Origin of the sequence: Agrobacterium sp. lyk4-40-TYG-31 (assembly GCF_030209855.1) — a bacterium.
In the GTDB taxonomy this organism is placed as follows: domain Bacteria; phylum Pseudomonadota; class Alphaproteobacteria; order Rhizobiales; family Rhizobiaceae; genus Agrobacterium; species Agrobacterium vaccinii.
This window is the reverse complement of sequence record NZ_JARVRE010000010.1, coordinates 326,691-352,848: the sequence shown is the minus strand read 5'-3', so window position 1 is coordinate 352,848 and position 26,158 is coordinate 326,691. Positions and strand designations below refer to the sequence as shown.

Sequence of the window (26,158 nt, the reverse complement as noted above, 5' to 3'; positions counted from 1 at the left end):
CGAGCTCTTTGGCGCCACCTCATATTGGTGAACTTGTACTTTCAGCATAAAATCCAGCGTGACATGAGCGCTGTAGGCGCATTGCTGCCGAACTCGCCGACCTGCGAAGACCAAATGCCGAAAGGATTGAAGCCACACCGAGTTAATGGTTGAAAGGTGCAACTAACCGATCTTATACGGGATGTCGATCATGCGCGAAATTGCTATCAGCCGCGAAAGTCGCCTTCGTTTGTTTCCCGCACGTCATAATTCAAATCCCAATTTTTTTTCCAGGGACTTTGAACCGGGCGGATTCTTATTTACAGTCGCGTCCTCAGAACCAGTAATGACCGTCGGCTTTGCGCTGGCAACGCCGTTATTATCACTGTGCTTCAAGCCTTGTGCGTATTGTCCTTCCGCATCCTTGTGAATCTTATTCAGGGATGGTTCATCGTCTTTCGGTCCAGACATTTGAATCTTTCTTGTCGGCGGTTTCTATTTTTGCAAACAAAATGGACAGTGCGTAGTTCCCCGTCATCTCAGAATTTGCGCGTTATTTCCCCCGGAAAGGATAAAGGTGGCGAATAATACAGTCTATTGCAGGCGAAAAGCAGATATCATTCAGGTCTGTTCATCCCCCGCATGAGGTCGTCGATTTCAAGCGTCCGCATCAGAAAATCTCGTATATGACAGCCACCAAAATTAGAGTTTGGTTGGATGGAGAGCATCGGAGACCGCGCCGCTACGATGCGACCTGGCCAAGGTAGACGCCAAACCTTTCAGACCGTCAGTACGACCTTGATGCAATTATCCTTTTTGTCGCGAAACGTCTCGTAGAGGCCCGGTCCGTCTTCCAGTTTCGCTCTGTGCGTGATGAGGAACGACGGATCGATCTCACCCTCTTCAATACGGCGCAGCAAGTCGCGCGAGTATCTGTTGACATGGGTCTGACCTGTGCGGATCGTTAGCCCCTTGTTCATAGCGGCGCCAAAGGGAATTTTATCCCAGAACCCACCATAGACGCCTGGGACTGAAACGATACCGCCGGGTCTGCAGGCCATGATGGCGGACCGCAGCGCATGCGGGCGATCTGTGCCCAAAAGTGTGGCTGCCTTTACCTTGTCGACGATCGCATCGAACGACGCGGTTGCATGGGATTCAGAACCAACGGCATCGATGCATTTATCCGCGCCGTAACCATCGGTCATGTCCTTGATATGCTCAAGGATCGTCTCATCGATCTCATCGAAGTTGATGATCTCGGCACCCAGCGACTGCGCGAGAGCAAGGCGTTCTGGAACGTTGTCAATTGCAATGACCCTAGCCGCGCCTTGCATGAACGCGCTCTTGATGCAGAACTGCCCGACAGGACCACACCCCCAGACAGCAACGACATCGGTTGGCTCGATCTCACAATTTGCGGCCGCCATCCAACCCGTGGGGAAGATGTCTCCCAAGAACAAGGCCTGCTCATCAGACATGCCGTTGGGAATGATGATAGGCGACACGTCGGCATATGGGACTCTGACGAACTCGGCCTGACCGCCGGCATAGGCACCGGTCAGATGCGAGTAACCAAAAAGACCAGCAGTGGGGTAACCGAAAGCCTTGGTTGCGTTATCGGCCGTTCTGTTTGTCCGTTCGCAAACCGACCAGTTGCCCTTAAGGCACTGATTGCATTCGCCACAGCTGATCGTGAATGGCACGACGACCCGGTCGCCAACTTTCAGCTTTTTATTGTCGCGCCCGACATCGACAACCTCCCCCATGAATTCGTGGCCGAGAATGTCACCCTTTTTCATAAAGGGAATGTATACGTCCATCAGGTGAAGGTCCGAGCCGCAGATTGCGCAGGCCGTCATCTTGATTACAACGTCTCGACCGTCCTCTATCTGTGGTTCAGGGACGTTGTCGCAGCGAATATCGCCTTTGCCGTGCCAGCACAGAGCTTTCATCTATCTTTCCTTTTGTCAGATCAGTTTGCCGTGCCGAGGGCACGGATTTCCGTTATAAAAAAGATCGCCAGCGAAATATGCTAAGGGCATAAATCCGACCCTTGGCGTCGATAACGACGGCAAGATCCGTTGACGACAAGCGCTCAAGAAGCTCCTACTGCGACATTGAACCTCACCTGAAGGTGAGCAGGAAGCCAGCTTATTGAGTAACCAAGCCGGGCGGAGGCACAGGTGTAAACCGCACGATCTTCAGATGGCGAACTTGAAGTTGAAGCAGAAGTTCCCGGCGAGTGTGCTTATCGACGTGTGAACAGAATTTAAGTAATAGCTTTTTGAGGCTTCTCGTATTACGCAGGCCCTTTACGCACGGAGATCTCTCGATGCCGTTTAGCGACCCTCTTCATCCATTGTGGAAACCTGAAAACCTCCGTCGCGCCATTCATGCTGCGGGCGTGGCACTGTGGTCGTGGAACGTTACGAACGATCGTTTCGCCATGGACGAGCAGGCATTCAAGCTCTGGGGTCTGGTGAAAAACGGCGAAGTGAAATTCGAAGACTTGTCTGCCCATGTTCATCCAGCCGATCGCGACCGTGTGCGCGCCGCGTTCACGGCTACGAGGGGAATTGTCGGACCCTATGAGATTGACTTCAGAATCATGGTCGGCAATGAAATACGCTGGATATCGGCGCGCGGATTGGGTGATGATGCCGCTCTACACAATGGACAGATGTTTGGCGTATTCCTCGACGTGACTGGTCGGAAACAGGCCGAGGAGGGCAATGAATTGCTCGCCGGGGAAATGAGCCACCGAGTGAAAAACCTTCTGGCGATCGCTATGGGCCTCACCAACATCACGTCACTGTCGTCCAACACCGTCAAAGAAATGGCAAAAGAGTTGACTGCGCGGCTGGCAGCTCTTGGCAGGGCACATGACCTAGTGCGGCCACTTCCGGGCGCGCAAGGGCACGCCGCGCTGTTGGGAGATCTCCTGTCGGTGCTTCTTGCGCCGTACGAGGATATGGGAGCATTCAAAGGGCGCATACGGGTTGCCGTACCGCGCATGGGAGTTGACGAAGCAGCAGCGACAGCCTTGTCACTTGTGTTTCATGAACTGGCGACAAATTCGATGAAGTATGGTGCTTTGTCCAAGGATACTGGCATTTTGGACCTGTCGGGTGCTACAGAGGATGGCGAAGTGACATTGACGTGGACAGAGCGAGGCGGACCGGCGGTGGATGCGCCGATAAGCGAAGGGGGGTACGGAAGTAAACTCCTCAACCGTATTGTATCCGGTCAACTCGGTGGGACGATCGAATACGATTGGTCTGAAAAAGGGGTTGTTATCGTTCTAAAACTGAGTGGCGAAAAGCTCGCCAAATAAGCTGAGCGAGTTTGCATCTGGTTGCTGATGACGAGAGTGAACATATTTCACGTCTACATGTAAGTGCGAGAAGATCGATAAACGGAGGTGACGGCGGCCAAAATTGCTTCGCGTGCGTCGCCCGTTTCCTCGGCGTCTAATAGATACCAGCTGTTGCACCTCACTGATCAAAAATTGGAATCGCCCTATTTTCGGGCTCGACGGTTCGGTCTCCGTCAAGCTGTTGGCACTTCCACGTGCTTCCGGGCGGCAGTGCTAGAGATCTAGGCGGTTCGAGTTGCTGGCCGACGTGTTTGATATTGCCTCTAATATTTCAAAGACTATCCCTGTAAAAAGAGTGGCGTAACCATCAACCGATCTCATGCACTGGCCATAATCTTTAACGAGAATAAACGCGTCTTCTCGCTTAACGCGATAGGCAGACTCGAACGGATGCCTGTCTATTACTGTCATTTTGAGGCGTTCGATGACACCAGCGCGATCATCTTGATGGACGGTTTCGAGAAAGCTCTCTGCAGGAAGACCTCGATCGACGTTGGAATAGTCAACGCCCATAATCTCTGCGTAGCGCCGATCGGCCCAAAACCTGTTTTCTACAATGTCCCAAGTGTAAAAGCCTCCTTCCATTACCGGATGGAGCTTCTGTTTGGTCGATAATATTCCCATGTAAAGACCCCGTTTTCCCTCGGGATGAGACTGGACGATTCGTGCTACAGATAAACCCCTTAAGACGACATGCGGCGATTTTTGCACGCCAAAATTTGCCGTTCAATTCTTAGGGACATCTGCTGTCACATCAGCATCAGTATGCTTCGGTCAACGGCAAACAACGGCGCGCTCTGCGTAGAATCAGCAGTGCCGAGATGTCTTTACGCCAGGTAGCAACATCGGCCGTTGCAGGGACTGTCCCTTTTCGAGTCCACTCCGAGTCAACGGCGGCTGGAATCATGCCTCCTCTAGCGCGCAGGCTTCAGGTTAAGCACCCGTCGATGGTCACCAGAGAAAATACAATTATCCGTGCGCAACGAATAGTCTTCGGCTTATGTGTTCATCGCATGGTTGACGAATTCACAAATATATCTAAAGTTGTCTTTAGCCGATAGTGCTCAACAAAGCCGATCTGAACGGAAAGTTGCGCTTGTCTGGGTCTCGTTTGTCGCTCTGTCCACAGAATGCTTCGCTGAGGAGCCGGTAAATGTATTCAAATTCTTCAAAAGCACGATTGCTGTCTAACCTTTCGAACGCCGTACGAATTGAACTGCTTTCTGCCATTTTAAAAAGAGAAATGTCCGTCGGCGAACTTTGCTCAAAGATGCAGATGAGCCAGTCGGCTGTGTCCCAGCATCTGGCGAAACTTCGGTCTGATGGCTTGGTAAACACACGTCGGGACGCGCAAACCATTTACTACAGTTGCGCCAACCCTGGTGTGCAACGTGTCCTGAATTTGCTCGACGAAATTTTCAGTCCAGAATTTTCCGCTGAAAATACATACGTGTTTAAAAGTGCCGATAAAGCAAGCTGACAAAACCCGCCAATTGGGCCTTGTCTCGGGAAAAATTGGAAGGTTCCCTGATTCATCCAAAGCCTATCAGGGCGCAACCGTTGGGCCCCCACCCACGCTGTCTTGTAAAAACGCAGGATACCCTACAAGCTGAAGTCAGCTGCGACGAGGGGTGCTACCCTAATCGCTGAGAGTGCAGTTCTTTTACGGCCTTGGCGATCCGGAAGATGGAAAGTCGGTAAGTCGAATAACATTTGAGACGCGGACTGGATCGGTTTCAAAAATGCTATACCCGTTCCGGCCCCGCCTTTTTGTTTCGTAGAGCGCCCGGTCTGCATTATCCAGCAGCACTTCAGGATCGATGCCAGGTCCATAGGGCGAAACAATCCCTATACTAACGGTTAAAGGAAGTTGCAGAGCTTGCCAATAAAGGGGTTTTGCTCTGATCGCATTGATGATCTGACTGGCAATAGTCGCTGCCGAGGCCGCAGACGCACCTATCAGAACCAGCCCAAATTCATCACCTCCAATGCGCGCAATTACGTCACCCCGTCGCAGCTGTTTTGTTATCACGCCTGCCACGTGCTTCAACGCCGCGTCGCCTGCTGCATGACCATATTTGTCGTTGATATGCTTAAACCTATCTAAATCAAACAGAAGCACGCTAAAGCGCTCCCCGCCAGAAGCTCCATCACAAGCCTTCTGAAGGTGTTTTACGAATTGTCTGCGGTTGGCTATGCCTGTCAGTTCGTCTTCATTTGCAAGGCGATCCAACTCTACACGTTCGCGCTCGACTGCCGATACAAGGAGCCCGAAATTCCAGATGACCGACACGAATAGAAAGACCAGTAGGTCGACCGATGCCACCTGATAAAGATCAAGCTCAGGCTCCATTCCTGTGACGATAAGAATATTTCCAGCCGCGACAACAAAATGGGATATCGCCCCCATTGTCATCGCCATGCATGAGACGGCCGCACCGAGATCTTGACGGACAAACCGCAACAAGTAGACCGCCATCAGCACGAGCGGCACAGCTTGCGTCAGAGTGTAGATTGGATTCCGCCCATGCCACACTTCGAATGTTAACAGCATAAGCATGACACTCCCACTCAGTAGCAGCGCAATCGTTTTCCATCCGACGGCGTCTCCGTGGAACTGGCGTAAACCACACCAGTTCAGGTAAAACCCGACGATTATGAAACTGTTTCCCGCAACGGTTTGAATGATCAAACCACTATCTCCTTGCGAGGAGAGAATGATGCCGCCAACCGCGCCTGCTGCACTGCCGAAAAGCCAATATCTGGCAGCAAGGAGGTCGGTATAGCGATAAGCGATCATGCTCCAAAGGACGCAGTGTGACAGATTGAGAAGCAGGACGACGACAAACAGAGTGAAGAAATCTGGCATTGGCAACCTGTCTGTGAAAGCCAGATGGCTACAAGGAGAGACTGAAGACTGCATGAAGATATTTCAGAGGATTTGATCGAAACACAATCCCTCGGAACTAACAACTGTCTTTTTCTATCTTAGCGCGCAGACGGATCAACCGTGGAAGCAAGATCACCACCCGCAGCGACTAGCGATAGAGGGCCGCGCTGTGGGGCCTAAAGTTAATTGGCATCTGAAAGTCTGGTTCAGGAGATTTGGGCATCTATTTGTGCGACCGGCCAGCAACTTGTCTGTCCCACTGTTATCATAAATCGTGATCCCGTTGGGATGATTACCGGATTTACTTTCGCCGTAGCTTTAGGCGAAACATCCTTGTCCGAGTATTTTTGTTCACCAAAGGAGCCTGTGATCCAATGATGATGAACCCGCGATGGACAGCACCGGTCGCAACATTGATCTTTGGCCTATTTTTCTGGCAACTTGTGTGTCATCTGGGCGACGTTAGTGAACCTTGGGATGCCGCCGCATACTGGTACGCTGCATATCCGTTGTCTGTGATCATATCTGGACTAATCGCGTGGTTTTTCAGAAAAATGTGGTACGCAGGAGCGATCATCACATTTGCCCAATTACCCGCGCTGGTGGCTGCAAACAATGACCCTTCAATCATGATCGGCCTCCCTTTTTTGCTTGCCTTGTCGTTTCCTGCCATCGCGGCATCAGCGCTTGCAATGCGGTTGCGACCTCGAGCTTAAGGGAATGCTTCCTCTTGGTGCGCGGAACGCAATTAAGAGCTGACTAACAATCCCGGCAGAGAATTCGTGCTTATGCTCATCGCCCCTCATGCGTCGCCGCAGCACTTGCTGCGACAAACGCAATTTCGATGTGGTGTGCTCAGGCAGCCTGCTGACTGTCGTTGCTCAGGATTTCAACGATCCGGTCATAGCCGTAGAAAGTCGCGAGGCTCAGTGGTGTCAGACCCGAGTGGGTTTTCAAATCACGGCGAGCACCGGCGCGGACCAGCGACGCAACAGCATCCACATATCCATGCCACACAGCATCGTGCAACGCGGTCAGGCCATTGTAAGGACCCTGTGCATCGAGCTCAACCTGTGTGTCCCCCTGCTTTGTTGATGACGTCAAGATATCGATGTGATCCGCCTTTCCGAAATAGGCAGCATCGTGAAGTGGCGAACCACGCATGAGACCGATCGTACGGCGGGGATCTGCCCCAGCATCCAGCAATACGCGCACTATTTCGGCATGGCCTTCGCGAACTGCGAGACCGAGAGGCGTGTAGTCGTCATCGAACGTCCCGGTTATTGGCACCCGAACCTCAAAATCCGCACCATCTGCGATCAGCCGCTTCACCTCCTCAATATTGCCGGCCTTGACTGATGAGACGGTTAACATGCCCGCGATGTGCTTTTCATCTGCCTCATCTCGTTCCTCAATCAACGCTGAGATTGCCTGCAGGTCGTCATACTTGGCGATGTCGAGCGCGGTCTGTTGCCAGTAATTCCGTATCGTGGTCCGAGCGCGCCGCGACAGCAAAACCCGCACGACAGATTCGTGCTTGTGAAGCACGGCATCCATCAAGGCTGTGTTACCAAGAACGGGCGATTGCTGATCGATGAAGGCTCCGTGGTCCAAGAGCATCCCGATCACATCGGCGCTGCCGGACTGTGCTGCCTTGTGGATTGCCGTTGCCCCCATTCGAGGTTCCGCCGCCAGCACGTCCGCCCCGGCGGTCAGGAGCAAAGCAACAGCTTGTGCCTGCCCAAGCGCAGACGCGATCATCAATGGCGTAAGACCATCGGAGCCTCGAGCATTGACGTCGGCCCCGGCGTCAATAGCGCCTTTGACCGAAGCAAGATCGCCTGTACGAAGTGCGTGAGAAAGTGTCATTATCGTATGTTCCTTGATCGATTAGGCAGTTGCTGAAACGGTGGCATTCAGGCCGTTCAGGAATTTGATGATTTCGGCATTCACGCGTTCGCGGGCCTCATGATGAGGCCAGTGACCGACACCTTCCAGGCGCACGACATCGACGAGGCCAGGCGCTGTCTCGCGCATTTCTTCCACTGTCGGTGGGACCGGGTGGAACAGTCGGCACAACCCGTCTGCATCGCCCCAAATATAAAGCGATGGCTGCTTGATCAGCACATCCTTGTAGGCAGCGAGATGCTCAAACGTCGCCTGCACGCCACGGTACTGGTTCAGCCCCCCTCGGAACCCCGTTCGCTGGAACGTTTCGATGTTGTGTTTCACATAGGCTGGATCGGCCCAGCTCGGCAGCACGTCAGGTGCAGGTCGGAACATATTCCGCTTTGCATCGATGGGGTCCCAGCCGGTTCCTTCGACGGGCTCGCCCGAGAGCCAATAAAGTGCACTCGGGATAGTCTTGCTGGCATCGCGGATCCGGTCATCCGTCTCCGCCTTCATCATGTCGAAAGCGTAATAGAGATCGCCGAGACCGCGACTGCGTAGCATGTCCCATGTACTCAACTCGCCCCGTGGCAGGAACGGGATGCCGAGCGTTATGATCCCGTTGAAACGATCTGGTCGCATGACCATTGCGCGTTGGCCGTGGTCCGCGCCCCAATCATGCGATACGATCGTTGCGGTAGGCACCTGCAATGCATCAAGGATGCCAATCAGGTCGCCAACAATGAAGGCTCCGCTATACAATGCTGGATCGTCCGGGGAATAACTGTCGCCAAAACCCCTCATGTCCAGCGCGATCGCGCGGTACCCGTTTTCTGCAACAACTTGCATCTGGCTACGCCACGTTTCCACAGTGTCTGGAAATCCGTGCAAGAAAAGCACGACTGGACCACGGCCTTGTTCAACGACATGGAAAGAGTCACCGTTGGCCTCGATTTGCGAATGAAGTACGGGATGATCCGTGGCGGCTGATAGTAAACTAGGATGGCTCATTTTCTGCTCCAATTTATGCTTGATGCGAGCCTTGCGGCGCGTGTTGGATCGGCTCCAATTCCATGACTTCACCACCTGAAGCGCGAAGCCTTTCAAGGTATGTGGAGTGATCGATGAGCTGGGCCGGGAAGTAGAGACCCGGTCGAGGCGCATCGCCTTCGAGACCAGCCAGGCGTTCAAGAACGAGCGCGACACCCAAACCCGTGAGCGGCATCTGCCCACCGGGGTGAACGATCGCGTGACGTTTCCGAAGCGGCTGCCCGGCGTGATCCAGGCCCGAAAGGTTGATGATAATTTCCGTCGATACCGGTCCGCCATTCCGGCGGGCGGAGCTCATTCCGATGGCCAAGTCGAACCGAATATCAGGTGCGTCGGTTGCGTTTGCCAACAACAGGACGTCGTTCGGCGAAAACAGGTTCGCGTTCAACTCGGTACCGTCGATTGCGCGGACCTTTGACTTGGTTTCGTCGCCATGGCACCACCGCCACGCGCCAGCCGTTCTTATAAGAGCAGCAGCACCCGCATACATCTGGCGCTCAAGGTCTGCATTTGCCGCAGGTCCAAACGCATCTTGCTCATCGAGCACCGCCTCGATGTGAAAGTTTTCCAGACGACCAAATTCTCGGGCGAACAGGAGCGACGGTACGCTTGTCGCACCAACCAGCCACTCTGTACCCAAAACGACGGGCGCGGCGGCAGGGTTTTGCATGAATGTCGCAGTTTCCAAACCGAGTTCGCTGATGCTTGGCGAGATGTTGATATACCCGGCACCTTTTTGCTGGGCCCAGCGGAGAGCTGCCCCAGTCTCATCGGTGAACAGCGTTGCGACTGCCGAGACGCGCCGCTCGCCTAACCCCAGGTCGGACGCAGTGAGGTCCACGACCACCGCAGACGCGCCGTCGACAGCTGCTGCTGCTCGTATCGCCCGTTGTTCGTCGCGACCGCCAATGAGGATTGGTACATCAGGATGTTGGTCACGCAAGAAGCGTGTAGCCCAGCGCCCGACCTCACCAGCGCCGCCGATAATCAGGATTGGGTCGTGCAGACTTTCAGAAGCTTGTAACATTGCGACACCTATGTTTTACTAATACCTACATATGGTAGGTTACTAAAAGTAGGTACGCAAGTGGAAAAACCAAAAGTCGCTGTCGACAACAGGACCGCGGGCCGTCTTTCAAAGCCCGAGCGGCGTCAGCAACTCCTGGAGACGGCGCGCTTAATCGTTCGGAAGGAAGGTGCTGATCGGCTGACGTTAGGCCATCTGGCAGTGCGTGCGGGCGTCTCCAAGCCTGTGACTTACGAGCATTTCGAGACCAGAACAGGTCTGTTGATTGAACTCTATCGTTGGATAGACACCGAACGCATCACCGCGTTTCGCACGCTTATGGCTGAGCAAAATCGATCTGCGGAAGAGACTGTTTCGGCTTTGGCTAAAACCTATCTGGCTTGCGGAACCGATCAGGGTGACGAATTTCATGCTGTCGGCGCGGCGCTTGCAGGAAGCGAAGAGAAAGCAGGCGTTTACCAGGAGTTAGTCGACGCTGTGATCGAAATGTTCGTGGAAGTTCTACGGCCTCACTCAAGCTTACGGCCGGAATCGTTGGCGTTGGCTTCCGCAGCTTTGGTTGCAGCAGGAGACGCGTTAACAACCGCAGTTACGCGCGGGAATTGCTCTGCTGCTGAGGCAGAGGAGGTGTTTTCGGTTCTCATTGGAGCTGTGGCCCCAGGTGAAGTTCGAGAATTGATGCCGGGCGCCAACAACTCTTAGTTTTTCAACAGTAACTGAGCAGAGCGGTCATATTTCAATAACCAGTAGTCGCCTCCGGAGCTGGTCCATGGCGCGTTGAAACACGGCCGGGTTGTCCAGCGCGCGCGACAACACTATTGCGCCCTGTATGGAAAGCACGGCATCTTCCGAGAGGATACGCGCTCGTTCATCGTGCTGGCCCTGCCGAACGAGCGCTGCTTGCAACGCGTCTACCCAGCTTGCGAAATAACCCCGAACGGCCTGGGAGAAGCGGTCTCGTGTATTGGAGACGGCCAAGGCGCCAACCAGGCATACACGCCTGCCAGATTTGAAGTAATCCGTGATGGCATCAAGCATCGCATTGATAGCAGCATTGGCATCGCTCCCGTTCCGCAAGGGGGCATATATCGCAGTTTCGAACCACTGTTCGATTTCTGTGAGGACAGCCCGCACCATCTCTTCTTTCCCACCAGGAAAAAAGTTGTAGAGGCTGCCCTTGCCGAGGCCAGTAGCCTTGCCAATCAAAGCAAGGCTTGCCCCTTCATAGCCGTGTTCACGGAACACTTCGGCGAGGGGAGCTATGGTGTCAGATCTTTCGGCAACCATGCGGGCCATGACTAGAGACCCAAATCGCTGAGGCCAGGGTGGTCATCCGGCCGACGGCCGAGCGGCCATTGGAACAGGCGCTCGCTTTCGGAGATCGGCATTTCATTGATGCTGGCATGTCTATGCGCCATCAGCCCGTCCTCGGCAAATTCCCAGTTCTCATTGCCGTAAGCGCGGAACCAGCGACCGCTATCGTCATGATATTCATAAGCGTACCGCACTGCAATGCGGTTACCGGCAAAAGCCCAAAGCTCCTTGATGAGGCGGTAGTCGTGCTCCTTGTTCCACTTGCGTGTCAGAAATGCCTGGGCCTCGTCGCGAGTGGTGCAGAACTCGACGCGATTACGCCAACGCGTGTCGAGCGTATAGGCCTGAGCGACCCTGGCAGCATCGCGTGTGTTCCAGCCGTCTTCGGCCAGGCGAACCTTTTCTACTGCACTTCCCAGGGTGAAGGGCGGGAGTGGAGGGCGTGACATGTTGGATCCTTTTTAAACTTATACTGATTGGTACGACTTTTACCGATTAGTACAATGTGCTCTGACGTCGTACCTGTCAAGCATGCGAAGACCGGGAAGCTATATACCGACGACGAGCGGCAGGGACTCCCTTGCGCAATCATCGATCACGTCACAACCCGCAACCTGCGCACCGTCAAAGCCTTACGTGGCTCATAATGTGAACCCCTGAGCAGCACATGAATGCGTCAATCGGCGGATTTGGAGCATTCATCACTTTAGCGAGTCGTCATTCACCTACTTGAGCTGAGTTGCTTATCGAGACTGTGACGTAAAAATTGCCCGAGGGATTTCACTTCTGGCGAGAGCGGTCCCCGTCCTTTGATCAGCGCGATTTCGGACGCCGGTTGATCGTCAAAACCTTCGGACGAATTTAGCTTTCGATGCTCCGGTAGAACTGCGTCGGATGGCAAGAGGCTTATGCCCAGGCCCGAGGCAACGGCCGCTTGCACGCCCATGAGCCCCTGGCTGGTATAGGCGATCCGCCAGCGGCGGCCATTGCGCTCGATGGCGCGAATGGCGCGATCGCGATAGATGCAGCCGACAGGAAAAACGGCAAGTGGCACAGGGTCGGTCTTGGCGGCGTGAGTGGCACTTTCCACCCAGATAAGGTCTTCTGTCCAGCTTGCAATACAAGGCCCATCGCCCGGCTCGCGTTTGATCAGCGCCAGATCGATCTCGCGCGCGTCCAGCAGGCGACGAAGTTCCGCGCTCCAGCCGCTGACAGTATCCAGTCGAATATGTGGGGATGCGGCAGAAAACCCAGTCAGAAGGTCAATCAGGCGCCGCCCTGCAAAATCTTCCGGCACACCCAGGCGAACCGTGCGCGGTGCCGAAGGCTTTCGCATCACCTCAGCGGCCTCTTCTGCCGTGGCGAGGAGCCTGCGCGCATAGCTCAGGAGCAATTCACCAGCTTCCGTTGTCTCGATCGTGCCTGTCGACTTGTCGCGCCGCAGAAGCAGCGCGCCAAGATTACCCTCCAGCTTTTTTATCTGCTGGCTGACAGTTGATTGCGTCAGGTGCACACGTTCAGCGGCTTTCGTGAAGCCGCCACTATCGACCACCGCAGCATAAGTTTTCAAAAGATCGAGATCGAAACCAAAGCTCATTTGAATTTCCACTGAAAGATATCACCACATTTAATTGTGCAATGTTGTGGGAGTTTGTCAATCTCAGGAAAAAGGAGATAACACATGACATTGACCGGACAAAAGCCGACATGGCTGACTTTCGATTGCTACGGAACCTTGATCCAGTGGGACGAGGGACTGCTCGCGGCAATGGACCGGATACTTACGACAAAAGGCACTGGTGTTGACCAGAAGGCCTTTATCTCAGCCTATGACCAACATGAACATGCCTTGGAGGCGGAGCGGCCTCATCGTCGTTTTGCTGCGGTCAGTGCCCTTGCGCTGGAGCGCGCTATGGGTGATTTCGGGCTGCCGTTCGAGACCGCCGACGCCGAGATTCTCACGTCCTCGATCGGCAAGATGCCGCCTTTTCCGGAGGTTGTCCAAACACTTGGAGAGCTGAAGGCCGCGGGTTTCCTCTTGGCGATCATCTCGAACACCGACGATGCAATCATTGCCGGAAACGTTTCCCAGCTTGGCGGCCATATTGATCGCGTTATCACCGCCGAGCAGGCTGGAGCTTATAAACCGTCACGGCAGACCTTCCATCATGCCTGGGAAAGCCTTGATATCGGCATGGAGGATCTGGTGCATATCTGCGCCAGCCCGCATCTCGACCTCGTGGCCGCGCGCGAACTTGGCTTTCGTACCGTCTGGGTCGATCGAGGAAGGGGTCGCAAGCCGCTGGAGGACTACCGACCAAATGCTATTGTACCAACCCTCTATAAGGTGCCAGCGGTGCTTTCTGCCGCAGGCTGGATGTGACGGATTGCTGAGGAGGCCCATATGGCACATGAACTGAATATTCCCAAAGCCCAGCTTGCGCCACGGCGCAATACTTCTCTGGAAACGGACGAGATATGGCAGGCAAGGGTCGATCTTGCCGCCTGCCTTCGAACAGCGGCGCGCCTCGGTCTTGAGGAAGGCATCTGCAATCATTTTTCCGCGGTGGTGCCGGGGCATTCGGATCTCTTCATTGTCAACCGCCTGGGCTGGGCCTTTCAGGAGGCGACGGCGTCCTCGCTGCTGATCTGCGATTTCGAGGGCAATGTGATTGCCGGGTGACGGCGTGCCGGAAGCGACCGCATTCTTCATCCATGCGCGTGTGCACAAAATGGCTCCGCGTGTGGGGGCCGCTTTTCATACGCACATGCCGAATGCGACTGCCCTCAGTATGCTGGAAGGCGAGCCACTGGTCTGGGCTGGCCAGACCGCGCTCAAATTCTATGGCCGCGTGGCAATCGATGAGCATTATAATGGTCTTGCTCTGGATGAGAGCGAAGGCGACAGGATTGCCTCCGTGCTCGGCGACAAGGATATCCTGTTCATGAAAAACCACGGCGTGATGGTCTGCGCACCGAACATTGCCGAGGCTTGGGACGATCTTTACTATCTGGAGCGTGCGGCCGAAGTCCAGCTAAAGGCAATGAGTACAGGTCGAGCATTGCTGCCAGTCTCGCTCGAAATCGCAGCGGAAACGGCAAGGCAAATGCGGGAAGGCGACCCCGAAAGCGCCAGACTGCATCTGGAAAGCCTGCGCCGTGTTCTCGATAGGCTGGACCCTGGTTATAGCGCCTGATCTTTTTGCGTCCCGGAATGTAACCTCGGGACGCGCTACACGCTTGTATCTATTTCAACAAGGCCCTCAGCCGTGGCGTCGCAAAGTCCAGAAACGTCCTGAGTTTCAGGGGCATGAGGCCGTCCGATAGATGGACGAGGTGAACCGGCGACGTCTCTCGTTCGAAGTTTTCCAGCAGTGGCACCAGCAAGCCAGCATCGACTGCGCGCTTTGCTTGATAGGCCATGACCCGAGTTATGCCGAGACCGGACGCCGCAGCGTCGACCGCAGCTTCTGCCGTATTGACGGAAAGGCGCGTCCGGATTGGCACCGCGATATCTTTTGCGCCGTCGTGGAACGTCCAGAACCGTGTCGACAGCACGCCTTCGAACGCGATGCAATCGTGTTGCTTGAGTTCGTCAGGATGGGACGGATGGGAATGCCGCTTCAGATAATCGGGATTGGCATAGACGGTCGTGCGGGTGGAGCCGAGGCGGATAGCGATCAGGCTGCTGTCCGAAAGACGGCTGATGCGCAGGGCGACATCGATATGTTCGTCTGCAAGACTGATAGGCCGGTCGCTCATAATCAGACGAATGTTGATGTCCGGAAAAGCTTTCAGAAAATCCGTGACGACTGGCAGGACATGCAGGCGACCGAAGACGATTGGTGCCGTCATCGTCAGGTCTCCCTTGGGTGCGACATATTCTCCGGTGGCGCGGCGTTCGGCTTCCTCTACCCTCTCGAGAATTTCACGAGCCGCAACGACATAACTCTCTCCGGCCTCGGTGAGCAGGATTTTGCGGCTGGTGCGGGTGAACAGGCGAACGCCGAGAAGGCTCTCCAACTCTGAGATCTTGCGGCTGACCGTCGGTAGCGGCGAGTGCAATGCGCGCGACGCGGCGGAAAGGCTACCATGTTCCACCACTGACAAGAGAACACCCATGGCGTCGAGACGATCCATATTTACCTTCCATAAAACGAGAGGATGGTTACATAAAACACCGTCTACTCTAAAAATATGGTTCCCGATAGGTTTCTTACGTTACCGGATGACGGTGTCCGGACCTCAAGGGAGCAAACCATGAAACTCTATCACTTTCCGCTTTCGGGCCATGCGCATCGTGCTCGTCTTTTCCTATCTTTGCTGAACGTGAAGGCTGAGATCATCGACCTCGATCTGGCGAACGGCGAGCACAAGACGCCCGAATTCCTGAAGCTCAACCCGTTCGGCCAAGTGCCGGTGCTCGTCGATGGGGATGTTGTCGTCAATGATTCCAATGCGATCCTTGTCTATGTTGCCACGAAGCTTGGCCGCAAGGACTGGATGCCCGACGATCTCGCCTCTGTCGCGAAGATACAGAAATGGCTTTCCGTTGCCGCCGGAGAAATTTCGTATGGTCCGTGCGCGGCCCGCCTGATCACGGTATTCGGAGCAGACTTCCGCGCCGACGAAGTGATTGCCCGCGCTCACCGGATTCTCGGCCTCATCAATGCCGAACTCGAAAATCACCGTTTCATCATCGGCAACACACCGACCATCGCGGATGTCGCGCTCTACAGCTACATCGCGGGCGCGCCGGAGGGCAATGTCGATCTGACACCGTACCCGGAGGTCCGTCACTGGTTGGCGCGGATCGAAGCTTTGCCCGGTTTCGTCGCTCTTCCGAAAACGGCCATCGGCCTCGCAGTCTGACATAGCCTTGCGGCCGGGTGCTGGCCCGGCCGCTGTTTCCATAGGAGGTTCGAATGCCTGCTGAAGAACTCTCACCATCGTCGGCCTGGCATGCGGGGGAACTGCAAATACAGCGCCACGCTGGGGTGCTGGAACAAATGGACCCTGTCGGGCGTAAGGTTTTGCGCACGTTCATGCTTGATCAGCATCGGGAGTTCTATCCGATGCTGCCGTTCATCGTCATTGGAGCTGTGGATGGCGAGGGCAATCCATGGGCGACGATCCGTAGTGGACATCCCGGTTTTTTACAGGCGCCCGATGCCCAGACACTCAGCATCGATGCCGCCAGCGATCCCGCTGATCCCGCCGAAGCCGGGATGAACGACGGCGACCCGATCGGTCTGGTCGGTGTCGATCTCATCACGCGTCGACGCAACCGGATGAACGGTACGGTCGTCCGCAGCAGCAGCGACCGTTTTTCCGTTGCCGTTGGACAAAGCTTCGGCAACTGTCCTCGCTACATCCAGCATCGTCAGTTCAGCTTCGTGCGCGATCCAGCAACGCGGCAATCTTGCGAAGTGATTGTGTCAGATCGGCTCGACGCACATCAGCGTAGCATTATCGAAGCCGCCGACACTTTCTTCGTGGCGTCCTATGTGGACCTAGAGGGTGAAGGACGGCAGGTGGATGCCTCCCATCGTGGTGGCCGACGCGGTTTCGTTCGTGTCGATGCCGATGGTGGCCTGACTGTGCCGGATTTTAACGGCAACCTGTTCTTCAACACGCTCGGCAATTTCGCCGTCAACCCGCGCGCCGGGCTACTGTTTGTCGATCATGAGACGGGTGACATGCTGCAGATCGCTGGAAGCGTCGAGATCATCCTGGATTCACCCGAGATCGCGGCCTTCGAGGGCGCCGAGCGGCTTTGGCGCGTCATGCCGGAAAAGGTCGTGCTGCGCAAAGATGCACTGCCACTGCGCTGGAGCTTTCTTCAAGATGGCATGTCGCCAAGCAGCTTGATGACGGGAACCTGGCAGGAGGCCGCAAGCCGCTTGAAGGTCGCGGCCCAGGCAAAAACCTGGAGGCGCTTCCGCGTGGAGCGAACCATCGAGGAAAGCTCAACGATCCGTTCGCTACATCTTGCTCCGGTGGATGACGAGGCTGTCATTCCGCATCTGGCAGGCCAGCATCTGCCGATCAGCATCACGGAGGGGACGGATACGATCCGCCGCAGCTACACAATATCAAGCGCCCCCTCGGACGGCTTCTATAGGCTAAGCATCAAGCGTGAAGGCCGGGCGTCTACGCTCCTGCACAAAATGCGGCAAGGCGACGAGATCAAGTTGCTATCACCCTCTGGAGCGTTCACCATCGACGCGATGGAGCGCAGCCGTCCGGCCGTGCTTCTTGCAGCTGGCATCGGCATAACGCCTTTACTTTCGATGCTGCGTCATGTCGTCCATACAGGTGACAGGACGCGCTATCGTCGCCCGGTATGGTTGTTTAGGTCGTCGCGCACCGTTGCCGAAAGAGCGTTCGACAGCGAAATCGGCGAACTGGTGGGGCGCAGCGAAGGCACCGTTCGGGATATCAGGGTGCTCGGTGCGCCCGGAGTCGATGACGACGGCCTTTTCGATGCGACAGGCCGCATCGACATGACACTGTTGAAGACACATCTGCCCTTCGGCGACTATGACTTCTACATCTGCGGACCGTCGTCCTTTATGCAGGCAATGTATGATGGGCTGCGCGGACTGAATATCGCAGACGTTCGTATTCATGCGGAAGCATTCGGCCCCTCCGGTCTGAAGCGTGATCACGCTGTTCAGGTATCAACGAAGCCGCGCAAGCCTGCCGCTTCGGTTCCGACGCCAGTCGTCTTCACACAATCGTCAAAACAGGCGCAATGGAAGCCAGGCAGCGGGTCCTTGCTGGAATTGGCAGAACAAAGTGGCCTCAACCCACCTTATGGCTGTCGGGCCGGTAACTGCGGGGATTGCCGAACGAAGATCGTCAAGGGTGACGTCAGTTATCTCTCTGAGCCAGGCTATGCGGTAGCAAATGGCGAGGCGCTGATCTGCTGTTCGGTTCCTGCAGAAGGGGACAAGGATTTGCAGCTCGAATTGTAGGCGATGTGAATTCTTTGTCAGAGGACTTTATGGCTCGCTTGTCTCGTACAACCTCAGAGGCATTGCATCGCAGCTTTGAGGGCTCTCGCTTGTCGCTTGATTTGGGCTCTGGTCATCGAGCGGTTTGTCACGATCATGCGCCAATAGAGGGCGGATGGGATCATATCCAGAGCCATTTCAACGTCGATGTTCGCATTGAGCTCGCCGCGTGCGATGGCTCGCTCGATGATCGCAGACCCCGCAGCGCGACGCGCCTGAGCCAGCCTCTTCAATGCGACAACGAGTTCGCTTTCGCGAGCGGCTTCTGCATAAATATCAGGCAATATCCTGCGCACGAGCCGATGACGGAGGGCGCGCCTCATCGTCAGCAGATACTGGAACCCGCTTATCCTTCTCTCGGCAGCGAAACCTTCACCTGTCACGACGGAGGCTCAATGATGGAAAAAGATAAGTCAGCGAAAATCCTTGTGACAGGCGGAACCGGAACCACCGGACGATTGGTTGTGGAGGGCTTGAGAGAGCGGGGGATCATTCCAGAGATAGGCACGCGCACTCCGTCTCGCGAAAGCGAGGTTCTGTTTGACTGGCAGCAGCCGGAAACTGCGCGGAGAGCTTTTGATGGGGTAGATGCTGTGTACATTGTCGCTCCGACAAATACGAGCGACCATGGTGCAGTCGTCCCGCCCGTCCTCGATATTGCGCGCTCCTGCGGTGTCCGGCGCTTTGTCCTGCTCAGCGCGTCGTCGTTGGAAGCCGGTGGGCCGATGATGGGGCAGATCCACGCTTATCTTACCGACAACGTTCCAGAGTGGACAGTTTTGCGCCCCACCTGGTTCCTACAGAATTTTTCTCACCAACAGCACCAGATCACTATCCGGCAAGAGAATGCCGTTTACTCGGCAACTGGATCGGGCCGGGTTGGCTTCATTGACGCAACCGATATCGCCAGAGCGGCTGTCAGCGCTCTGCTGGAAGACAAATCCTGGAACAGGTATTTCATTCTGACGGGCCACGAAACGTTGTCCTACGCGGATATTGCGTCCAAGCTGAGCAGCATTCTTGGCCGTAACATCCGACATGTGAATCTCGACGTCGATCAACTTGCCGAGCGATATCACGCGGGTGGTCTGGATAAGGATTATGCGCAGACGCTCGCTTCAATGGATAAGTGGATAGAGGACGGGAATGAAGACCGCGTCACCGACTGTGTGTTTGTGCTAACGAGACAGGCACCGAAATCAGCGGACGTATTTATTCGGGAAAACCATCAGCGCTGGCTATCATGAAGTCGACCTCCACAACGCCATCCACAGAGCGCGTGCATGGTAAGAAAGAAGCGCGGCCCGATGGTTCGAATCCTCTCAAGGCGTTTGTATAACGCCTTCTTCCGAGATCGTTACTCTGATCGCGAATGAGGAAACACTGAGAAAAAACAAGTTCGCCAGCCAGATGCTGACGAACCGTAATAGTCGCTTTGAACGCAAGGGCACCATTCGTGGTATCCTTCGTCAGGATCGATCTTGCTGCGAAAAACCCAGTAGGCGTAGAGGGCTCCTAGCAATGGAACGGAAAACCCTCACAAGGTTCAGCTTTCCCGGACCGAAGGGGCGTTACACGACGCGGGAATGTTCAACAGGCGGCTGCATCAGCTCTATGGTAATACCATCCGGGCCGGAGATGTACGCGACCATTGTTCCGCATCGGGGGCCGGCTGGTATCGGCTGCGGCGAACCCTTCACTGCCCACCCCGCCGTCTCAACCCGCGCGATGGCCGTGCGGATATCCGTAACCGTGAAGGCGATGTGCGCGGCGCCGATCGCACCCGCGCTACGAGGTGTCTGGCCCAACGTACGGCCTGTCGAATACTCGAGAAGCTCGATAGGGAAGCCATTTGGAGCAGTCACCAGCGCCATTCGGCAACGCGGATCGTCAACCCCCGTGGCCTCCCGTAGGAACTCCCCACCCATCTCTCCTCGCCGAGTAAGGTCGAAACCCATCGCCTCAGTCCAGAACTGGATCGCCTCCTCCAACGAGGCGACCGAGAACCCCGTATGGTCCACAGCTATCACGCCCGCATCTTCGGCCATTTTTTAATCCTCTCATATCGAACAGTTGCCTCCCGCTACAGTAAGCCATTCGCCAAACAAGTCACAGCACTTGCAATCCCTTTAACCATTTTATAGCTCGGGTTCGATTCCCCTCAAGAGCTACCCCTGTTCATGCCCCTTTCGAATCCATAGCTCGCAGTACAATCAGTGAGAAAGCAGTTCGCTGGATCAGTGGATCTAATCACTGAAACGCTGGCGATGTTTGCGGCATCGCCAGCCTACTTCTCTTCAAGCAGCTTCCCACACCTGGTTCAGTATTTTTGCCGCAAGTGCTGCCTTGTCCTGTGGAAGGAAACGTCCGTAATGCTGCTGAACCATCTCCGGCGTATCCTGAATGGCGTAGCTCGCCTGCTCATATGAGCCGGTGAGTTTCAGAATGTGCGTTGCCAACACGTCCCGAACATTGTGCGGGCCGTGTGGCAGCAAGCCACTGATCGCTCCGCGACCGGTGTAGGGGTTATAGATGCCGTAGCGTTGGATGATGAGACGCCAAGCTTCATAGAATGTTGTCTGATTATACGCCGCATCGGCGCTCGATAGCTTGACGGTTTTCACGAAAAACGTCCCCGGATCGGTAGCCTGACCAAGTAGAACCTTTCGATGACGTTCGATGTAAGCGTTGATGTAGTGATAGAGATCGAGCAGATCGGGCAGTATAAGCCTGAAAGGCTTCGATCCGAAGAACGATGAGTTGGAGTTCTTGAATGCAACGGACGGGATCAACACTTCCCAACCTCGCTCTCTATCGCTCCACCTGATTTCTCCGCGCCGCATTTCTTCAAGCCGCCTTTCAGAGGTGGGGAAGTGTCCACGCGGGCAAAACAGGAGTTGCCGCAGGTTCTTTTGACGTAGGCCGAGATGGAGACCCAATCGCAGCATGAGAAACGAGCGTACGGATTCTGCTGCAGCTCTCGGGTAGCGGTCTTTGTCGGGCATACGGAGAAGGATTTCGTCCGTAATCTTGCGATATTCTGCAAGAGGGCTCGGTGCCTCAAGCACGCACATGATTGGCTCGAAAGGGTCTCGATGGACACGCATGACCCGCTGGATTTCCCTGATGCGATTTCTCGCATGGGAATGGAACGCATCGCAGCAAGCATGCCAATCACGTCGGGCGAAGGCAATCTCTTCCTTTGTAACCAAGCCACTTACCGGCACCACGCGCTCGATGAGTTCAGGATGCTGCCTGATCCAACCGGTTTCCTCCCGGGTGAGCGATAATGAGATGCTGAGCATGTCCGCTTCCCAAGCCGTGTAGAAGCCGCGTCGCCGCTCACGCCACTGTAGATACCAATCCCACACACTGGGAAAAACCAAGAGGCCAAACGTCAACGCACTGAGCGGCACACCTCTACCGGCGACTTCGCCTTCAGGTGAGGCAGCGAGAGCGCCAAACATCAAGCCAAGATGTTCGAGCTTCTGAGATGCGGTCTCCTCGCCCCAAACTCCATTGCGCTTGAAGCCGACTGCCGTCAGGGTCGCGGTCTTGAACGACATCAGATTGGCCATTTCGAGCGCAAGTTGGGCAGGTGCGTCGATTACCCCGGAAAGCATATCGGGGTCTTCTATCTCATTCTTATATCCATCGACCATCTTACCTGGTGACGTCATCGGTCTATGAGAGCCGCCGTAGGTTACGCCAGGAAAGCGGATGGCATAACGTTGTTTCGTCGCCAGCGCCTGATAACGACGATAGTCCGTCGCACCGGTTAGAATAACCCGCCTTACCCATTCAAGGATTTCCGCACGCTTCTCCTCTGGCAGTAAGTTGAAATCATCCGGCAGATGCCATGCTAGACGTCGGCGCTCTGTGGGAGATACATCGTCACCGACATCATATCCGATCCCGGCACGAGACTGGTGAGGAAGCTTTTCCTTGAAATAACCAAGTGGCAATCGGTACCGGCGTTCTATTCGATTGAGGATTTCCAGGTTTGCCACACTGCGCGGTACTTTCGTTCCCTTCAACCAGCTCAACAATGTCGTTGCTTCAAGAGCATCGCCGTCTCGGAATATGGCACGATGCAAATGGTAATAGCTCTCGCCGAAGCGGTCGATTTGAAACTGAAGAGCAGCCTGAAAAGATACCGGTTCTTCGTAAGTCTCGAAAAGCGGTTCCGGGAACTCTTCGATGGGCTTGGGTTTTGGGCCAGGCTTTGATCGATAACTGGATTTTGCCGCGTCAGAAGCTTGTTTGCTTGAGAGACCTGTTACGCGGCTGTGTGTCTTTGCTGCTTTGCGTGCGGCCGAGGGTCTTTTGCGGCTTCGCCCGGTTTCAGCGAGCCAGCGTGAGATGGCATCGAAACCGTACTGGCCGACCCTCCTGAGTTCTGCTGATATTTGCTCAAGACCGCATGCCAACGAGATTTCTTCCCAGTTGACATGCCTGCCGAGCATGGGAGGAAGCATCCGGTCGTCAATCAGACCGATCATATATTGTGAAAGTGCGCGAAAGTGCTTTGCATCCGTAAGCGGTGCCAACTTCATCTCGCAGAAGCTGGAAATCTTGCGCCGAAAGACGATTGCCGATTGATCTATGCTCATTCAGGTTTCCCTTGCAGATTACAGCCCAGCCCGGGGGCGGCTTGCTAAGGGAATTGGGTTAACGAGATATTAATGATCCAAAAGTGCGCGCATCAATATGTTTTGAGGCACGTAGTTCGTTTAGGGAACTTCCACTCGAGCGCATGTTCGGATGTACTAGCTTCCAAATTGTTGGCAGGAGATACGAATTTATGACGCGAGATATGGCTCTGATCAGCGAGCTTCTGCTCAAGTTGGACGCAATGGAGATTGGTGGCACCGGCGGACTATTATTAACTGGCAGCAGTCCTGAGGTTGCCGTTGAGGGGTACCGTGACGACGTTATCCATTATCATCTACACCTGCTGGATGATGCCGGTTTCCTTCTGCCGTTAAGGATCAAAAAGCAGCCTTCAATTTCAGTAACCTTTCGTGGACTGAGTTGGAGCGGCCACGAGTTCCTAGACAGTGTCCGACGCAAAGACGTTTGGGATCATACCAACGCTATTTTGAAAAAGGCGGGAGGAGGCACCTTCGAGATCGCGAAGGCAGTTGCTATCGCTTATATTTCTGAGCAGCTATCATCGCAGGTTGGTATCGCACTTAAAAAGTAGATTGGCCAAAGACGAACGCTAGATTTTGTAATTCAATTGCATTACTATTAGATATCAATCTGGAGATAGCTATGGCTGCAAATGCGCTCGTTCAAACTCGTATCGATGCTGACGTTCGTGACCGAGCGTCCCTAGTTCTTGAAGGTATGGGACTTACGGTGTCAGACGCGGTCCGTATATTGCTGACGAGAACCGCCAACGAGGGCGTGTTGCCGCTTGAACTTTTTTCAGGCAGCGAGGCTCACGATATTTGGTTTCGTGCTAAGGTGCTTGAGGCGCTAAACGACACAAGACCGGATATTTCCGACGATGAAGTCGAGGCTCATTTCGAAAAGCGTCGGCAGGCTGCGCGCAATAACGCGGCGGGTATAACGTCTTGAGACTAACCTGGTCTGCGTTTGCCTTATCGGATCGCGACGCAATTTTTACTTTTATCGAGTTGGAAAACCCGGCCGCTGCCATTTTGGTCGACGAACGTATCGTCGTTGCAGTCCGTCGCCTGATCGATTTTCCAGCAAGTGGCAGAGTCGGGAGAATTGCTGGGACACGTGAGCTTGTAATCAGCGGAACGCCTTACGTCGCAGCGTACACAATCACAGAAGCTACGGTTCGAGTACTGCGTGTCTTGCACGGGGCTCAGGAATGGCCTGAAGCTCTTTCAACCAGTTAGCCTTAGCCTGATAGCTTTCGGATTAAGATATTTGCGGTTCGATTCCTTTCAAGTTTGTTATTTCCAAACTCCAAAAGTGACAGACGCGAGGCCAGGGAATGATGATAGTTCGCAACGAAGAAAGCATAGGTTAGAAAATCTAACGTGTTTTCGCGACTTTCTAAATTGAGCTAATTTCTTCAGTGCCATAAGTTTGTCTTAGCTGCTCGGGAGGCAGCTGGGAGTGGCGGTTAGCCGCGCGCTTCTTGGAGGAGATTTGACGCATCGTAGCCACCTTGAACCAGCAAAGCGCACCGCTTGGCTGTGGTGAAACTCATGCGGCTTTGCTAAGCGGAGCACTCCTCACATTCATTCCCTAGCTGAGGACTTTGTTTAATGAATCTCTATTCTCTTCTTTCGTTGCGCGCGGCCGGTGGTAAGCCAGTTCGGGTGGGATTGATTGGCGCCGGTAAGTTTGGCTCAATGGTGCTTGCTCAGGCGCAGCGTATCGATGGTTTCCACATGGTTGCAGTTGCCGATCTCGATGTGGGCAAGGCGAAGGAATCGATGAACCGGGTTGGCTGGCCGAAGGAGCGTTATTCCGCCACGAGCAGCGCAGACGCCGTCAAGAACGGTACGACGTTTGTCACGGACGATGTCAACGCGCTGTTCGAATGCGGTGAGATCGAATGCATTATTGAAGCAACTGGCCACCCGATTGCCGGCACTCGCCATGCACTCGGCGCTATCGAGCACAACAAGCATGTGGTCATGGTCAACGTCGAGGCTGACGTGATGGTGGGTCCCATCCTCGCTGAAAAAGCGCGTGCCAAGGGCTTGATCTATTCCATGGCTTACGGTGACCAGCCAGCCCTCATTTGTGAACTGGTCGATTGGGCCAGAGCAACGGGCTTCGAAATAACATCGGCTGGCAAGGGTATGAATTTCGAGCCACGCTACCGCTATTCCACGCCGGATACGGTCTGGGGCTTGTTCGGCTGGACAGCGGAACAGGTGGCTGCTGACAATCTCAATCCGAAGCTCTACAACTCCTTTACCGACGGCACGAAGGCTGCGATCGAAATGGCGGCTGTTGCCAATGGTACCGGTCTGGATTGCCCGGATGACGGTCTGGCTTTCCCGCCAGCGGGCCTGCATGACCTGGCCCGCGTGTTTCGCCCGGTTGCCGACGGCGGCCGCATGGCACGCTCCGGTCTCGTTGATATTGCTGCCAGCCAAGAGCCGGACGGACGTGAGGTGTTCAACAACATCCGTTATGGTGTCTTCGTCACGTTCAAGGCGCACAATGAGTATGCGCGTTCCTGCTTCAAGCAATACGGCCTTCTGACAGATCCATCCGGCTGGTATGCTTCCATGTGGCGCCCGTTCCACATCATCGGTCTCGAAACCTCGATCAGCGTTTTGTCCGCAGTCCTGCGTAATGAGCCGACAGGGTGCTCAAAGGAGTTCCGGGGGGATGCAGTCGCGACCGCCAAGAAGGACATGCAGCCAGGTGAAATGCTGGACGGCGAAGGCGGCTACGCCGTTTGGGCCAACGCAATCCCTGCCAGCCGCAGTCTTGACCTCAAGGCGCTTCCGATCGGGCTTGCACACAATGTCAAACTCAAGCGCGCGATCAAGAAGGACCAGATTGTTTCCTACGATGACGTGGAGCTCGTGAAGGACCTGGATGTGGTCGGACTTCGCCAAGAGATGGAAAATCGTTTCCGCCCGGCAAAAATAGCGGCGGAGTGA

At 54.9% G+C, this 26,158-nt stretch carries 25 protein-coding genes and 2 pseudogenes; 13 read left to right on the top strand and 14 right to left on the bottom strand.

What is annotated here, in order from left to right; all coding sequences use genetic code 11:
* Nucleotides 1–206 precede the first annotated feature (206 nt).
* Nucleotides 207–450, bottom strand: a pseudogene (locus QRN55_RS20425) (hypothetical protein).
* A gap of 308 nt (nucleotides 451–758) precedes the next feature.
* Entirely contained in the window at nucleotides 759–1,934 is a 1,176-nt protein-coding gene (locus QRN55_RS20420; RefSeq protein WP_233125038.1) for a zinc-dependent alcohol dehydrogenase, read from the bottom strand.
* A 380-nt stretch (nucleotides 1,935–2,314) separates the two neighbouring features.
* Here QRN55_RS20420 and QRN55_RS20415 point away from each other — a divergent pair, with 380 nt between their 5' ends.
* Complete coding sequence (locus QRN55_RS20415) at nucleotides 2,315–3,316, top strand: sensor histidine kinase (protein ID WP_233125037.1); 1,002 nt, start codon at nucleotides 2,315–2,317, stop codon at nucleotides 3,314–3,316.
* A gap of 255 nt (nucleotides 3,317–3,571) precedes the next feature.
* On the opposite strand, the gene QRN55_RS20410 is transcribed toward QRN55_RS20415, so the two are convergent.
* A complete protein-coding gene (locus QRN55_RS20410) occupies nucleotides 3,572–3,982 on the bottom strand; it encodes a hypothetical protein (protein ID WP_233125036.1) in 411 nt (136 codons plus the stop codon).
* Between the two features lie 529 nt (nucleotides 3,983–4,511).
* On the opposite strand from QRN55_RS20410, the gene QRN55_RS20405 reads away from it, so the two are divergent.
* A complete protein-coding gene (locus tag QRN55_RS20405) occupies nucleotides 4,512–4,838 on the top strand; it encodes an ArsR/SmtB family transcription factor (RefSeq protein WP_233125035.1) in 327 nt (108 codons plus the stop codon).
* Between the two features lie 183 nt (nucleotides 4,839–5,021).
* On the opposite strand, the gene QRN55_RS20400 is transcribed toward QRN55_RS20405, so the two are convergent.
* Nucleotides 5,022–6,227: a GGDEF domain-containing protein gene (locus QRN55_RS20400; protein WP_233125034.1), complete on the bottom strand. Its 1,206-nt coding sequence runs from the start codon at nucleotides 6,225–6,227 to the stop codon at nucleotides 5,022–5,024.
* A gap of 395 nt (nucleotides 6,228–6,622) precedes the next feature.
* Between QRN55_RS20400 and QRN55_RS20395 the strand changes: the two genes are divergently transcribed.
* Nucleotides 6,623–6,964 carry a hypothetical protein gene (locus tag QRN55_RS20395; protein ID WP_233125033.1) on the top strand — a complete coding sequence of 114 codons (342 nt, stop codon included), beginning with the start codon at nucleotides 6,623–6,625 and terminating at the stop codon, nucleotides 6,962–6,964.
* 139 nt (nucleotides 6,965–7,103) lie between these two features.
* On the opposite strand, the gene QRN55_RS20390 is transcribed toward QRN55_RS20395, so the two are convergent.
* The 3 genes from QRN55_RS20390 to QRN55_RS20380 are packed head-to-tail and all read right to left on the bottom strand — an operon-like array spanning nucleotide 7,104 to nucleotide 10,215.
* A complete protein-coding gene (locus QRN55_RS20390) occupies nucleotides 7,104–8,117 on the bottom strand; it encodes an ankyrin repeat domain-containing protein (RefSeq protein ID WP_233125032.1) in 1,014 nt (337 codons plus the stop codon).
* A gap of 21 nt (nucleotides 8,118–8,138) precedes the next feature.
* On the bottom strand, nucleotides 8,139–9,149 hold the full coding sequence (locus QRN55_RS20385; protein WP_284778083.1) for an alpha/beta fold hydrolase: 1,011 nt from the start codon (nucleotides 9,147–9,149) through the stop codon (nucleotides 8,139–8,141).
* A gap of 13 nt (nucleotides 9,150–9,162) precedes the next feature.
* On the bottom strand, nucleotides 9,163–10,215 hold the full coding sequence (locus QRN55_RS20380) for an NAD(P)-dependent oxidoreductase (RefSeq protein ID WP_233125030.1): 1,053 nt from the start codon (nucleotides 10,213–10,215) through the stop codon (nucleotides 9,163–9,165).
* A gap of 60 nt (nucleotides 10,216–10,275) precedes the next feature.
* On the opposite strand from QRN55_RS20380, the gene QRN55_RS20375 reads away from it, so the two are divergent.
* Nucleotides 10,276–10,917 carry a TetR/AcrR family transcriptional regulator gene (locus QRN55_RS20375; protein ID WP_233125029.1) on the top strand — a complete coding sequence of 214 codons (642 nt, stop codon included), beginning with the start codon at nucleotides 10,276–10,278 and terminating at the stop codon, nucleotides 10,915–10,917.
* A gap of 27 nt (nucleotides 10,918–10,944) precedes the next feature.
* Here QRN55_RS20375 and QRN55_RS20370 read toward each other — a convergent pair whose 3' ends face one another.
* From QRN55_RS20370 to QRN55_RS20360, 3 genes are all read right to left on the bottom strand, one after another.
* Entirely contained in the window at nucleotides 10,945–11,511 is a 567-nt protein-coding gene (locus QRN55_RS20370; protein ID WP_233125028.1) for a TetR/AcrR family transcriptional regulator, read from the bottom strand.
* A gap of 2 nt (nucleotides 11,512–11,513) precedes the next feature.
* Complete coding sequence (locus QRN55_RS20365; RefSeq protein WP_233125027.1) at nucleotides 11,514–11,978, bottom strand: nuclear transport factor 2 family protein; 465 nt, start codon at nucleotides 11,976–11,978, stop codon at nucleotides 11,514–11,516.
* Nucleotides 11,979–12,250: 272 nt separating this feature from the next.
* Nucleotides 12,251–13,126, bottom strand: a complete 876-nt coding sequence (locus tag QRN55_RS20360; RefSeq protein WP_233125026.1) for a LysR family transcriptional regulator — start codon at nucleotides 13,124–13,126, stop codon at nucleotides 12,251–12,253.
* Between the two features lie 84 nt (nucleotides 13,127–13,210).
* Here QRN55_RS20360 and QRN55_RS20355 point away from each other — a divergent pair, with 84 nt between their 5' ends.
* Nucleotides 13,211–13,912: a haloacid dehalogenase type II gene (locus QRN55_RS20355; protein WP_233125025.1), complete on the top strand. Its 702-nt coding sequence runs from the start codon at nucleotides 13,211–13,213 to the stop codon at nucleotides 13,910–13,912.
* A gap of 21 nt (nucleotides 13,913–13,933) precedes the next feature.
* Nucleotides 13,934–14,726 (top strand): annotated as a pseudogene (locus tag QRN55_RS20350) (aldolase).
* Between the two features lie 49 nt (nucleotides 14,727–14,775).
* Here the strand turns inward: QRN55_RS20350 and QRN55_RS20345 are convergent.
* Complete coding sequence (locus tag QRN55_RS20345) at nucleotides 14,776–15,669, bottom strand: LysR family transcriptional regulator (RefSeq protein WP_233125024.1); 894 nt, start codon at nucleotides 15,667–15,669, stop codon at nucleotides 14,776–14,778.
* A 120-nt stretch (nucleotides 15,670–15,789) separates the two neighbouring features.
* Between QRN55_RS20345 and QRN55_RS20340 the strand changes: the two genes are divergently transcribed.
* On the top strand, nucleotides 15,790–16,401 hold the full coding sequence (locus tag QRN55_RS20340) for a glutathione S-transferase family protein (RefSeq protein ID WP_045232692.1): 612 nt from the start codon (nucleotides 15,790–15,792) through the stop codon (nucleotides 16,399–16,401).
* 53 nt (nucleotides 16,402–16,454) lie between these two features.
* Complete coding sequence (locus tag QRN55_RS20335; RefSeq protein ID WP_233125023.1) at nucleotides 16,455–18,509, top strand: 2Fe-2S iron-sulfur cluster-binding protein; 2,055 nt, start codon at nucleotides 16,455–16,457, stop codon at nucleotides 18,507–18,509.
* Nucleotides 18,510–18,562: 53 nt separating this feature from the next.
* Here the strand turns inward: QRN55_RS20335 and QRN55_RS20330 are convergent, their stop codons facing one another.
* Nucleotides 18,563–18,871 (bottom strand): TetR-like C-terminal domain-containing protein, encoded by a 309-nt coding sequence (locus QRN55_RS20330; protein WP_233125117.1) that lies wholly within the window; start codon nucleotides 18,869–18,871, stop codon nucleotides 18,563–18,565.
* Between QRN55_RS20330 and QRN55_RS20325 the strand changes: the two genes are divergently transcribed.
* The gene (locus QRN55_RS20325) at nucleotides 18,851–19,795 is read left to right on the top strand and encodes an NAD(P)H-binding protein (RefSeq protein ID WP_338422851.1); all 945 of its coding nucleotides are present in this window, start codon (nucleotides 18,851–18,853) and stop codon (nucleotides 19,793–19,795) included. The genes QRN55_RS20330 and QRN55_RS20325 overlap by 21 nt on opposite strands.
* A 324-nt stretch (nucleotides 19,796–20,119) precedes the next feature.
* Here the strand turns inward: QRN55_RS20325 and QRN55_RS20320 are convergent, their stop codons facing one another.
* A complete protein-coding gene (locus QRN55_RS20320; RefSeq protein ID WP_233125022.1) occupies nucleotides 20,120–20,596 on the bottom strand; it encodes a VOC family protein in 477 nt (158 codons plus the stop codon).
* A gap of 249 nt (nucleotides 20,597–20,845) precedes the next feature.
* On the bottom strand, nucleotides 20,846–23,161 hold the full coding sequence (locus tag QRN55_RS20315) for a hypothetical protein (protein WP_284778082.1): 2,316 nt from the start codon (nucleotides 23,159–23,161) through the stop codon (nucleotides 20,846–20,848).
* A 191-nt stretch (nucleotides 23,162–23,352) separates the two neighbouring features.
* Here QRN55_RS20315 and QRN55_RS20310 point away from each other — a divergent pair, with 191 nt between their 5' ends.
* From QRN55_RS20310 to QRN55_RS20295, 4 genes are all read left to right on the top strand, one after another.
* On the top strand, nucleotides 23,353–23,754 hold the full coding sequence (locus QRN55_RS20310) for a DUF2513 domain-containing protein (protein WP_233125020.1): 402 nt from the start codon (nucleotides 23,353–23,355) through the stop codon (nucleotides 23,752–23,754).
* A gap of 71 nt (nucleotides 23,755–23,825) precedes the next feature.
* On the top strand, nucleotides 23,826–24,134 hold the full coding sequence (locus QRN55_RS20305) for a type II toxin-antitoxin system RelB/DinJ family antitoxin (protein ID WP_233125019.1): 309 nt from the start codon (nucleotides 23,826–23,828) through the stop codon (nucleotides 24,132–24,134).
* Nucleotides 24,131–24,424 (top strand): type II toxin-antitoxin system RelE/ParE family toxin, encoded by a 294-nt coding sequence (locus QRN55_RS20300; RefSeq protein ID WP_081880185.1) that lies wholly within the window; start codon nucleotides 24,131–24,133, stop codon nucleotides 24,422–24,424. The genes QRN55_RS20305 and QRN55_RS20300 overlap by 4 nt, the downstream gene beginning before the upstream one ends.
* Before the next feature lie 375 nt (nucleotides 24,425–24,799).
* The gene (locus QRN55_RS20295) at nucleotides 24,800–26,158 is read left to right on the top strand and encodes an NAD(P)H-dependent oxidoreductase (protein ID WP_111838607.1); all 1,359 of its coding nucleotides are present in this window, start codon (nucleotides 24,800–24,802) and stop codon (nucleotides 26,156–26,158) included.